Origin of the sequence: Geomonas sp., from assembly GCF_035254065.1 — a bacterium.
Lineage (GTDB): Bacteria > Desulfobacterota > Desulfuromonadia > Geobacterales > Geobacteraceae > Geomonas.
The window spans coordinates 1-11,377 of record NZ_DATFBA010000118.1 but is presented as its reverse complement, the minus strand read 5'-3'; the positions used below and the strand labels follow the sequence as shown (position 1 = coordinate 11,377).

The following is an 11,377-nucleotide window of genomic DNA, read 5'->3' as shown; positions in this document are numbered from 1 at the left end:
GTAGTCCAGGCGGTTTTCCAGGATCTGGACCGCTCTGGCCAGGATCTGGTCGACCCCGGTTTCCTTGCTGATCACCTGACCGATCTCGTTGGCGGCCAGGGCGTTGTTGTAGTCCTTCTCCATCTGCCGGAACAGGTTGTCGCTCAGGTCCTTCAGATTCTGCTGGCTGAAGGAGAGCGCAGTCATTTCGCTTTTCAGGGCGCAGATGGTGAGGAGCAGGACCAGGGTCAGCGAGGCCGGAGCGACCAGGGTCAGGGCAGGATAGGGGCTGATGGCGAGCGAGACCAGGGTGACCAGCAGCAACACCAGCGCGGCGCCGTTTCGCAGCCTTTGCCAGAAACCGTTGGAGGTGGGCTCCCAGGATACCATGTAGCGGCAGGCGGAGTCGCCGCGGAAGACGCACTGCGGGTGTTCGATGTGGGGAAGATTGCCACTGAAGAGGGTGGAGATCGACTCGAAGAAGCCGATCCTGTTCTCGCACTGGAACGAGCGCTCCCTGACACCCGAGCGCGGGGTGACCGTGATCTCCACCCGGTTGAAGGCGAGTTTCCTGGTGGTGTAGGAGCAGGAGCGGACGATGTTGCGGGCCGCCTCGCCGATCAGCTCATAGGCCTTGGCCGGGCCGACCAGGCCGAGGAAGTACTGCCTCATCACCCCCATGGAGTCCGGAGATGCGGCGTAGCGCCCGGCCTCCCTGGCGATGTGGTCGTTGCCGGTCAAGGCGTGCAGCCGGTCGTAGAAGCGGTTCACCTGGTCCTGGGTGAACCAGTGACCCTGGTCCGCCACCTGGTAGGCGGTCATGCCTGCGTAGTTCAGCAGTTCCGGCACGTTCACGTAGCTGTACCGGCTCTTGATCATCTTGACGTAGGTGTCGATGATGCTGCTGTTGTACAACGGTGTGTCGTTCATCCCTCTTCCCCGCTGACCTGGGTCAGCCGGTCTCCTGTTCCTTCTTGTTCCGGTGGCGGGTAAGCAGCCCCCCCAGGTACTTGAGGAAGTGAGGAGCCTTTTGCTGGGCGTCGATGGCCCATAGCGAATACTTCTTGTCGAAAGCGATCCCCGCCTCCTCGGCGTAGCGCACCGGATACACCAGTACCGGGATCTCCGTCTGCTCGTACTTGTGCGCCAGGATCGAGAACATCAGGTAGGCGATCTCCTTGGGAAACTGCTCCTGGTCCACCACCAGCAACTGGATGCAGTTGGTGAGGTCGGAGAGGTTGAGCCCGGCGTCGGAAACGTTCACCGCGACTACCGCCTTCAGCTCCCCGCTTCTCTTGAGCGCGTACAGGTGCCGCTTCAGGTTCAGGCCCAGCTGCCGGTATTCGGCCGCCAGTTCATCACTTTGCGCGGTGTCCGGCTGCAGTTCGAGCGCCTGCAGCATCAGTCCTCCCGCTTCCTGCTGGTAGAAGCTCTCCAGCTCGAAGAGATCTTCGGCGCTGGCGCGGGTCAGTTGCCAGGGGCCGGCGAAATCCCATTCCGGAGCGAAGGTCCTGCGGTAGTGGAGATAGGCGAAGGTGTCGATCGAGCATCCCTTGGGGTCGTTGATGATCTTGGCCGCGGTCCCGAACACGCGCTGGGGAAAGCGGTTGTCGGGACGGAAGTAGCAGATGATGTAGTTCATGTGGGCCGAACGGAGGTTGTGGGAGTCGTTGATGGAGTGGGCGAGCTGGCTCAGCACGATCAGCCCGGCGTGGGAGGAGTCCGACTTGTTGGCGGCGTGGTGGTGGACCAGCCAGCTGTTCTCGTAGAAGCGCAGCATCGCCAGGTGGCCGAGGATAACCCCCTTCTCCTGGTAGATGAAGTGGCGGGCGATGCCGGGAGTGCGGGTGTAGAGGGTCTCGTACATGTCTTTCAGCTTCTGTTTGTTGGCCTGCACGAAACTGTACTTTTCCGGGTAGATGAAGCCGGTCTCGAAGAAGAACTGCCAGAGCTGATCGGCATCGACCTGGTTGCTGATGTAGGAGCTCTTGTCCTTGGCCAGGGACAGGAGCGCGAGCAGGTTCACGTGGTCGGTGATCTTCATGTCCAGGAAGCTCAAGCCGCATTTCACGCTCTCGTGTCCCCCCGCCTCCTGCTCGGGCAGACGGTACACCACCTGGGCCGAGCAGGTCGTGGAGAAGCCGTTGCCGATGCGCAGTTCCACCTCCGGGATCACCAGGCCCGGCAGCAGCACGGAGATCTCCGGATCCTCGTGGACGGAGAAGCCGCTTCCCGAGATGTCCTTCACCTTGAGGTCGACCGTCTTGCCGGTCAGCGGGTGACGGAAGATCGCGTTCGGTAGCGGCAGCAGCTCGCAGCGGGCGCTCCGGATCTCCTTGGGCCTGAAGCGCTGCATGCTGGTCTGCGTCGGTTCCAGGATGAAGGTCCTGCTCCTGGCTCCGTCGCTTTGGGAGATGATGCGGCAGGGCCCCGAGTAGATGGTGGCCGCCCCCCGGCTGAAGATCATGTGCACCGGGGCCTCGGTGTTGACCCAGTGGAAGGTCTGGTTGGGGGAGCTTTCGATGACCACCCGGAAGGAAAGGGGGCTGAAGTCGAGCAGGCTCCCCTCGAAGCGGGCGCCGCTTTGCAAAAGTTCCACCCGGACTTCCTCGCAGGCATGCCTTCTTACCCTGCGATAGTTGACCTCCACGGAGCGTTCCGGAAGGAGGAAGACCACCTGGTTCTCCCCCAGCGTCACCAGTTCCGGCACCGAGACCACCAGCTTCTGTCCGTCCAGGATGAAGATGTTCTCGAACAGGCAGTCCTTCAGATTTCCCTGGCTGCCGGCGGTGTCGATCCACTGGCACTCCAGTCTCTGGTCGAGGCAGGGGAGGGGGGAGGCTTCCAGCGTGATGGTGCGGGCATACTTCGCGTGCCGGAAGTTGATGAGGATGGAACCTTCCTTGAAATTGACGAAATTGAGCTTGTTGATCACCTTGAGGAGCCCGATTTCCTTCTCGGTCCCCTGTGACAACTCTATGGTAGCGCCGGGTCTGGTGAACTGAAGTATCTTGAGGGCACTTTCCATGCTCCACTCCTGTCATAACACTACAAGCCACTGTCAGATCTGGATGGGCGGGATAATAACAGCAGTACGGAGAAATCTATTAGCACACAACCGGAAATAAATCACTCAGTAATGGTGGTAAATGCCAAATAAATCGACAAAACTCTCGAAAACGTTGCCAGAAAGATCTGGACCAGCTTCGATGAGGAGTCAATATCACCAGCGAGGAGGAGCGCTGAGGGGAAGGGTGCGCTGGTGGAAGGGCGGTCGGGCCGGGAGCGGCATCACTCCGTCGGGCGCGGTGATCCGTGGAGATGCGCAGTGATATTGCCCGGGGCGAGCACCACCTGGGGGGAGGGAGCCGGATTTTTCGGCGGAGGTGGCGCGTCTTTTCCGGCGCTGACCTGGGCGCAGGGACCGGCGGCGCAGTGCGGCTTACCCTCCTGGGGTGCGGCGGCCACGATCCGGTTGCGGCCAGCCGCCTTCGCCCGGTAAAGCGCCATGTCCGAGGCGTGCACCAGCGCCGTGAAGGAGCGGCCGTCCTCCGGGAAGGTGGCGACGCCGAGGCTCGCCGTCATGCGCCGGAAGGGGATGGCGCTGCCGGCCGCAAAGCTCTCGCTTTCTATCTCCCTGCGGATCCGTTCCGCGACCAGCAGGGCCTCGACCTTGGAGGTGCCGGGGAGCACTGCGCAAAACTCCTCGCCGCCGTAACGCGCCACGATGTCCATGTCCCGTACCGAGGCCCTCAAGATCTCTGCCGTCTTTTTGAGCGCCTCGTCCCCTGCGATATGCCCGCAGATGTCGTTGTAGCTCTTGAACATGTCGAGGTCGATGAAGAGCAGGGTCAGGTTCAGCCCCTGGCGCACGCTGCGGCTCAACTCCTCCTCCAGTCTGCTTTTGAGGTAGCGCCGGTTGTAGAGGCCGGTAAGCGGGTCGGTCACCGAGAGCTGCTCGAAACGGACCGATTCCTCGAGTACCTGGCTGCGCTCTATCATCAGGGATGCCAGGTTCGCGAAGGAGGTCAGCATCTGCAGATCGGCGTTGTTGAAGGGGAGACCGTTCTTCTTGTCGGCCAGGTTGAGGACCCCTATCACCGTCTCCTTCAGTTTCAGCGGCACGCAGAGCAGTGACTTGGTCTGGAAGCGCGGGCGGTTGGCGCTCGCCACCCGGAGATCCTTTTCAACATCGTTGACCAGCAGAGGCTCGCCGCTTTCTGCGACAGCGCCGGCTATCCCCCTGCCGACGCGCAGAGGCTGATCCTGGGCCGGGATGGGTGTCATGCCGCGGCTGCAGACCACTCGCAGGTTCTTGCCTCCCTTCTCGATCAGCATGACCGAGCCCTGGGCGGCATCGACCAGTTCGGAGGCTATCCTGAGGACGGCCTGGTAGAGTTCGTCCTTGTCGTCGATCATCAGCAGGGAGTTGGCCAAGGACATGAGCCTCCCCGACATCTCGTTGGCCCGGGCCTGCTCGGCGTCTTTCACGATACGTTTGAGTCGCGCCGCGGTGGCGTGCGCCACCATGGAGATCAGCATGCCGTCTCCCTTGCAGAGCTCGGTGTCCAGCACCGCCAGGAAGCCCAGCCGCTCATCCTGCGACTGCAGAGGGAAACAGCTGTACAAGGAGGCCTTTAGCTCAGGCAGCACGGTTTGGACCCTGCTGTCGACATGGATGGTCCTCTTGACCCTGTTCCTGGCAAGGAAGAGGCTCATTTGCTCATGGGGAATGAAGCCCAGCTCCGCAGGGGCGCCCCACAGCCCGGTGACCCGGAACCCGCTGCCGGTATCATCCTGGAGCGCAACCGCCAGACCGGCGATCTTGAAGTTGCTGATCAGGGTCTCCGAGGCGAGCGCTATGGTCTCCGCCAGCGTTGCGGCGCGATCCAGTTGCTCCAGCGCGTCGGCCACCGCGTGCAGCCTCGGATCGTGCGGCTCGCTCTCCGCTGGTTCGTCTGCCGCCCGCGGGAGCGCCGCCGGGCGCTGCACCTTGAACCCGCTGGTGTACCGGTCGACGAGTTGCTGTACCTGCTGCGCCGTCTGCTCGACTTCCTCCCTGGTGACCGTGCAGAGGGATTCCAGGTGCGGGAAAAGGGCGAAGACGTGGCTTGCTCCCTGGCTGGACAGGGCGGCCAGTTGCCAGAGGTCCAGTTCTTCGTCTCTCACGCCGTCGCCCACTAGACAGAAAGCACCCTCCTCAAGCTGGAAGGGGATCACGAAGGCCAGAAAGCCGCCGCCGTACCGGCAGACGGTCGCTTCCCCCTGCTGGAAATGCTTCTCCAGTTCCTTCTCGATGAAGTGCTGCGACACTTCCCAGCATTTGGGATCTTCGACGACCGAGCATCGGCAGGTGAAGACGGGAGAACCGCCACTGCTGGCCGGCTCCCGCTGATAGAGGGTAAGGCTATAGTGGGAGAGGTGGGGCGATTTCTTCAGCCCTTTCAGCATCTCCTCCAGTTGTCTGTGGTCACTTTGTCTCAGCACGGCAAAAAAGCTCCAGAATGTCGGCCGGCGTTGCCGAGGGTAAGACTTCGTGGATCGCTTTCAGGAATTGGTTACCGAACGTCGTGCGCGTAAAACAGGAGGGCGAGTTGCCGAAGTGCGGGGCCGGCCCTGCTGTCTGGTTCCGGTCTGCCGCCCTCCGGCGTGCAAGGACTTCTAGTGAGACCCTCGCGGCTGGGAATGGCATTATAGAAAGCTAATCGTTTTTACTCTATTTTCCCGGTGAGGGCAAGAAAAAGTTTCGGGGTGGAAGATCACCTCCACCCCGAGAAGGCACAGCAGTTTGCCGCAGCTTATTTGACGTTGGCTCCGAACTCGACCCTGCCTGCCGGGCCACCTTTGGCGGTCGGCTTGTAGATGTCCGAGCTCTTCTCGAACAGCCGCTCGGGCGGGATCTTCCCGTCCTTGACCAGGAAGGACTTCACGTTCGCCACGCGGTCGCGCGCCAGAGCGTGCAGCTCGTTGTCTCCTACCACGGTATGGGTGATGATCAGTTTCTTCATCTCGGCATCCGGCAGGTCCTTGGCGAACCCCAGCGCGTTGCGCGGCTTGGGGAATTTCTCCTTCTGGTAGACGGCTTTCAGGACGCTTGAGTAATCCTGGGGAGGGATCTCGGTCTGCTCCTGGGTCTGCCCCTCGTGGGTCTTGCCCGCCTTGACCTGGCGGCGGAACTCTTCCGCCTTCATCTTCTTGAGCAGCGCTTCGTTGCGGTATCCCTCGGCGTCCGTCTCACGGTCCACGTAGCCGGAGATCTCCAGGTTCAGGGCCGGGCGGTCATGCAGCGCCTTGGACATCTTGGCCAGTTTCTCCTGCTCCGTCTTGGCCACCTGGTCGGCCCCGGCGGGGAAGGCGATGTAGGAGAAGTCTTCGCCGTGGCCGAACATGGAGCCGAGCAGCGCCATCGGCGAGGTGGCGGCCTTGACCAGCAGGTTCTTCAGGATCTGCCCGATCACGTGCCAGACGCTGAACTGGGGATCGTCGGTGCGTCCGGCCACCGGCAGGTCGAGATGGATCTCGCCGTTTCTGTCCTTGAGCAGCGCGATTGCCAGCCGGACGGGGAGCTTGGTCGCCTTGGGGCTTTCCACCGACTTGCCGAAGGTGAACTGGTCGATGAAGACCTTGTTGGTCGAGGTGAGCGCCTTCTTGTCGATCTTGTAGGCGAGATCGAGGGAGAGCTTCCCCTTGTCGATGTTGTAGCCCAGGTAGGTGTTGGAGTAGGGGGTGAAGGGCGAGAGCTCGATGTCGGTAAAGGCGATTTTCAGATCCAGGAAGAGGTCTCCCCGCAGGGGGTTGATGACCCCTTTGATGGACAGCGGCGAATGGTTCTCCAGGTTCCCCCTGAGGTCGACGTCGGCGGTGCTGTTCCACTGGGAGGTCAGACCGCTGACGCGGCCCCCCAGGTTGTAGAAGGTGGTGTCGAAAGGATTGGCGAGGTGGCGGTCGCTGAAGTCGAGGGTGCCCCCCTGCATGGTCACGGTGTCGATCCTGATCGGGTTAGGCTTGGCGGTGGCCTCAGAGACCGGTGCCGGGGTGGCACTGGTCGCGCCGGGGGCGGCAACTACCACGGTCCCCTTGGCGGTCTCCCCAACCTTTACCGGGGCGTTGCCCGGAGCCGCGGCAGGGGCGGCTGCGGCCGGCGGGGCAGACGCAGGTTTCGCTGCAGTCGCATGTGCCGCCGGTGTCGGTGCTGCTCCCTCTTCCGGGGAGCCTTCCTTATCCCGGAGGTGCTGCAGGTTCAGGGTACCGTCCTTCTCCACGATGACCCTGGAGTAGAAGTTGGAGAGGGCGACCTGGCTTACCGCCATGGTGAAGGGGGAGATAGTGCCGCTGAGCTTTTCCAACTGCAGGCTCTCCCATTTCAGGAGATCCTCGTCGTAGACCGTTTCCACCGCGTAGAAGGAGCGGACCCCCAGTGAGCCGGCGTAGCTGCCGGTCAGGCCGCTGGCTCCCTTCTGCAGGTTCAGGGCGAGCGAGGTGTCCAGCGCGCCGTCGGCGATGAAGACGGTGGTATCGGCAGGGATGTACGCGTTGAAGTCGGCGAGCGGGATGCCGTGCAGTTCGACGTGCCCCTTGAATGCCAGCGGTTCCGGGTTCAGCGTTCCCGTGGCGTGCAGGCGTCCCTTGCCGCCGTAGCCGGAGCTGAGCGTGAGCGGAATGGCCCCCAGCTTGGGTCCGGTGATGTTCGACACGGTGAAGCTCAGGCCGTTCAGCTTGAAAACGGGAGATTCGGCGTTGGTCTGATCCGTGTACCTGATGCCGAAGTCGCTGCCGGCCAGCTTGTCGATCCGGTAGGTGAAAACCGGAGGAGCTGGCTCCTTGGCCCCCTTTCGTTTGGCAGGAGCCGGCGCTTTCTTCGGGCCGGCCTGGGGCTTTTTCAGCAGATGCTGGTACGAGTAGCCTCCCCCCTGGTAACCGGTGACGGCTATCCTTCCCCCACGCAGGTCCACCCGCTGGACCTCGGCCTTCATCTTGTTGACATCGAGGGTGACGCCGCTGATGATCGCCTCTTTGAGCTGTACCCCCTCGTCCCCGCCAAAGGGTGCCGACAGTCGCTCGCCCTTCAGGATGCTCTTTTCCAGGATCAGGCCTCCGTTGCTGAAGGCGAGATCGGAGGAGAAGGAAACCGTACCGAGGATGGGAGCGGTCAGCGTTTCGCCGAGATAGGGGTAGTAATCCTTGAGAGGGATGCCGTTCAGCGCCAGGTTGCCGTGGAATTCGGCCGGTTCTACCGAAAATTCCCCCTTCAACGACGCCGTTTCTCCGCGGGCGGTGCGGAACTTCAGCTCGGCCGGGGTCTTGTGGCCGGCTGCCAGCGAGAAGTCCTTCACGTCGAAGTCGATGGCGCTCAGTTCACTTCTGAAGCCGGCGCTCGGCGTCTGGTCAAAGAGGTGGACCTTGCCGTCCTTGAGGGCTATCTTGCCAACCTTCAGTTGGAGCGGCTTGGCATTGGCCGGCTTTTCCTTCTTTTCTTGGGAAGGGGGCGGCGCTTCTTTGTCCGTCGCGGCCGGAGCCTTTTGATTTTCCGCAACGCCCTTTGCCTCTTTTTGCTTTTGGGCCACCGCGTGCGCAAGAGGATGCGGCGTCGCAGCTTCCTCTTTGGCCTTGAACACCCGCTGTAGATTCCATATCCCCGTGCGTTCCTTGGTGGCCGTTACCTCCAACCCTGTCACCTCCAGGGAGGAGACGTCGATCACCTTCGAGATCAAGGCGGCGTTATGGATGTCGAGCCGGGCGCGCTCCAGGGAGGCGAGCGGGGCATTGTCGGGTTCCTTCACGTTCAGCTTGTCGAGGTCGACGCCTCCGGAAACCCTCAGCTCCGGCCCCGTTTTCTCGTCCACCCGGTAGCCGACATCCAGTCGGGTAGCGAACCTGCCGGAGGTCACCCTCACGGGGAGCGGAACCGGCACGTATCCCAGGTAGAAGGGGAGGTCCACATCCTTCACGTTGAGCGAGACCGTCGCCTCCACCGCACGGGTGAGCGGCTTCAGGCGTCCATCGAAAATAAAGGGGGAATCGTTGATCACCGCGCTGAAATGCGGCGTCACGTAACGGTCGGCAAGGTAGGGGATGTCGGTGACGAAGGGGAGCGCGATCTCCATGTTGCGTACGTGGTGATGGCGCTCGGACTTCAGCGCCTGGTCCTGGAAGTCGATGCTCCCATGGTGCACGATGATGTTGTTGAGCGAAAAGTAGGGCGCTCCCTCCTTCTTCTTTTTCTCAGGCTGTTTCTTCGGGGTAATCAGATCGGTGAAGTTGAAGTGATTGGGTGCGTCCCGGACCACATGCAGGTAGGGAGAGACTAACTGCATCTCGGTGACGATGAAGGACCTCTTCGGCAGCGATAGCGGGCTGAGCGAAAGGCGGGCAGAGCTCAAGGAGAAGAAGGTGGCACTGCTTCCCTTCTCGGCCAGGCGTACACCCGATACCTCAGCGGTCAGTTTGAAGGGATTCCAGGCGACCTTCTCGATCTGGCAGGTCCGTCCGGTGCTCTCTGTGATCTTGTTGACGGCGATGTGTCTGACCAGGGGAGGGACCCCCACCAGAATGAGGACGACGAACAAGACAATTGCCAGGGTGGAAATGCCAATGGTCTTCTTGGAGATATGCATGAGTCGGCCACTCCTCAGGTAATGCATCACAATCAAAGGCGTCATTCATTTTTCAATGAAAATAGCTGGATATCATCCTAATGATACCACTCTTAAAAGGTGACGTCATGCTTGTTAACCTACTTCAGCGTACTCCCTTTCACGAAACTCCACGCCGAGTTCCTCCGCCAAGCTCTTCACCTTCTCCACGTCCAGGTCCGGCACTGTCACCGCACTGGCCACCACCTTAGGGATATGCTTCCCGGCTTCCCTCAGGAAATCGCAGACTCCGCGGAAGCCATCGGCGCCGAAGGGGGTGTTGCACAGCCTCTGGTAGGTATCCGGGTCGGCCGCGTTGAGGCTCACCGAGATGACGTCCACCAGTCCGGCAAGCTCCGGCAGGATGTTGCGGCCGTGGAGCAGGTTGGCCTGGCCGTCGGTGTTCACCCTCACCTTAAGCCCGCGCCGCTTCAGCTCGGCAGCCACTTCCTTCACCAGGTCGAGGCGGGCCAGCGGCTCTCCATAGCCGCAGAAGACAACTTCGGAGAAGTCACTCTTGGTGTCGATGGCGGCGATCACCTCGGCGAAAACCGGCTCATGGGAGAGCTTCAGCTCATGCCCCTTCACGATGAAATCGTCGAACTTCGGGCAGAAGGTGCAGCGGTTCGAGCAGCGGTTGGTTATGTTGAGGTACAGGGAATTGCGGATCATGTAGGCGATGGTGGAGTGCTCCTCTGGCTGAGGGATCCGGAAGATCGTCCTGGTGTTGAGCGAGGTAATGCGCCCGATATCTTCCAGGGAAAGCCCCTTCAATTCAGCGACCCGTTCAGCGGTCAGCCTCACGAAGGCGGGCTCGTTGCGCTTGCCGCGGTGCGGAACCGGCGTCAGGTACGGGCAATCGGTTTCCACCAGCAGGTGCTCGACCTTCACGCCGCGCACCACGTCCCTGAGCGCCTCGTTGGAAGGGTAAGTGACCGTGCCGGGGATGGAGATCACGAATCCCATCTCGATGCACTCCTGGGCCATCGCCAGGTCGCCGGAGAAGCAGTGCAGGACCCCGCCCACCTCCTGGGCCTTCTCCTCCCTCAGGATGGCCATGATGCGGTCGTGGGCGTCGCGGTCATGGATGACCAGCGGCAGGGAGAGTTCGCGTGCCAGGCGGATGAAACGGCGGAAGACCTCCTCCTGGGCCGGGCGGGGAGAGCGGTCGCGGTAGAAGTCGAGACCGATCTCGCCGATGGCCACCACCTTGCTGGATGAGAGCGCCATCTCGCGGATGGCTTGATAGGACTCCTCCGTCGCCCCTTCCGCGTCATGGGGATGGATTCCCACCGTGCAATATATATGCGGATGCGCCTCCGCAAGCTCCAGCGCCTGCCGGCTCGATTCCAGGTCCGCCCCCACCGCCACCATGGTGGTGACTCCTGCCTCCCGGGCTCTTTCCAGCACCTGCGGGAAATCTGCGGCATACTCCTCGCCGTACACATGAGCGTGGCTGTCGATCAATTCCATTAAACGGTCTCCTGAATGAAACTTATAATGCTATCTTACTCCATGCGCATCAATGGCGGTACTGCGGGCTTTTTGGCCCGCGCCGTTGGCCCCCTTCGGCACCCGCCGAGAGTCCGTCACCCCTCGCCCTTCTGGAGAGGGGCAGGGGCGAGGGAAGCCACGCTTCGCCGACCAGCCCCCAATGAGCAGTCGGTTCATCCACCTCTTAGAAACGCAAACGCGCTCCCACAGAATCGCTCATTCTAATGGAAGCGCGCCCACTAATCCAGCGCTAATTGTTGACCACACAACCC

Annotated in this window: 4 protein-coding genes and 1 pseudogene; all 5 read right to left on the bottom strand. The window is 61.7% G+C overall.

The annotated features are described in order from the left end of the window. Positions 1-909: pseudogene (locus VJ604_RS05975) on the bottom strand (phosphohydrolase); the annotation flags it as partial. Positions 910-931: 22 nt separating this feature from the next. Continuing rightward, a complete protein-coding gene (locus VJ604_RS05970; RefSeq protein WP_324080635.1) occupies positions 932-3,007 on the bottom strand; it encodes a PilZ domain-containing protein in 2,076 nt (691 codons plus the stop codon). Positions 3,008-3,270: 263 nt separating this feature from the next. After that, positions 3,271-5,466: a GGDEF domain-containing protein gene (locus VJ604_RS05965; protein ID WP_324080633.1), complete on the bottom strand. Its 2,196-nt coding sequence runs from the start codon at positions 5,464-5,466 to the stop codon at positions 3,271-3,273. 311 nt (positions 5,467-5,777) lie between these two features. After that, entirely contained in the window at positions 5,778-9,593 is a 3,816-nt protein-coding gene (locus tag VJ604_RS05960; RefSeq protein ID WP_324080631.1) for a DUF748 domain-containing protein, read from the bottom strand. A 114-nt stretch (positions 9,594-9,707) separates the two neighbouring features. Beyond that, the gene (locus tag VJ604_RS05955) at positions 9,708-11,084 is read right to left on the bottom strand and encodes a TatD family hydrolase (protein ID WP_324080629.1); all 1,377 of its coding nucleotides are present in this window, start codon (positions 11,082-11,084) and stop codon (positions 9,708-9,710) included. Positions 11,085-11,377: the final 293 nt, after the last annotated feature.